General features: G+C 76.5%; 1 protein-coding gene. It reads right to left on the reverse strand.

What is annotated here, in order from left to right; translation table 11 throughout:
* Positions 1–275 precede the first annotated feature (275 nt).
* The gene (locus ACOV8S_RS21560; RefSeq protein ID WP_448319539.1) at positions 276–1,019 is read right to left on the reverse strand and encodes a metallophosphoesterase; all 744 of its coding nucleotides are present in this window, start codon (positions 1,017–1,019) and stop codon (positions 276–278) included.
* Positions 1,020–1,066: the final 47 nt, after the last annotated feature.

The raw sequence follows: 1,066 nt of genomic DNA on the forward strand, positions 1-1,066 counted from the left end.
GTCTTGGGGGTGTGGGCGGGCGCTGGGCGGGACGGTTGTGGCTGGCCATCGGATCTCCCAGAGTCCGACTGCGGCCCCCTGCTTCCATCGTCGTGCCGCCGCACGGCGGACGCAACGGTAGCCGCGGGGCGTGCGGCGTACCGCGGCACGCGGGGCGTGCGGCGTACCGGAGTCTCGGACCAACGGGGCGGACACGCACCGTGGTTGGCCGGGTTCGGTGCGGATCGGCTGCCCGACGGGGCGGCCGGGCGACCGCCTCCCGGGGGGACCTCCGGTCAGACGACGACGCGGTAGTGCGTGGTCAGGCGTCCGTCGTCGTCCAGGACGTGGAAGGCGAGGCCCGGGGGCTGGTCGCGGTCGGCGGGGGCGTCGCCCTCCCACGGGAGGCGGAGGGTCCAGGTGACGGCCGGGCCGACGATCACGGGGCGGCCGGCGAAGGTGGAGGCGGCCGCCGTGTGCGCGTGGCCGGTGAGGACGGCGACCACGGCGGGGTGTGCGTCCAGCAGGGCGGCGAGGTCCTGGGGGCGCTGGAGCCTGCAGGAGTCGGGCAGCGGGTGGTGGAGGTCCACCGGCGGCTGGTGGAAGGCGAGGAGCGCGGGGGTGCCCTCGGGCAGGGCCGCGAGCCGGGTGTGGGCCCAGTCGAGGGTTTCGGCGTCGAGGAGGCCCTCGTCACGGCCGGGGACGGTCGCGTCGATCATCAGGACGGCGGCCCCGGCGACGTGGTGGACGCGGTTGACGGGGCCGGCAGCGGGCTCCTCGCCCAGCAGGGCCTTGCGGTAGGCCCCACGCGCGTCGTGGTTGCCCGGGCAGGTGAGGACCGGGAACGGGGCCTGGAGGATGCGGGCCGCCTCCTCGTACTCCGCCTCCGTGCCGTGGTCGGCGATGTCGCCGGTGACCAGCAGCGCGTCGACCGGGCGGGGCAGTGCCCGCAGGTGCTCCATCACGCGTTCGGCGCGCCGGGTGGCCCGCTCGCTGCCGTCCAGGTGTAGGTCGCTGATCTGTGCCAGCAGCACCGTCATCCCGCGCCTCCTTCGGCGGTCCGCCCGCCGGTCACCGGCCGGGCGCC

The organism is Streptomyces sp. CO7 (genome assembly GCF_053474865.1).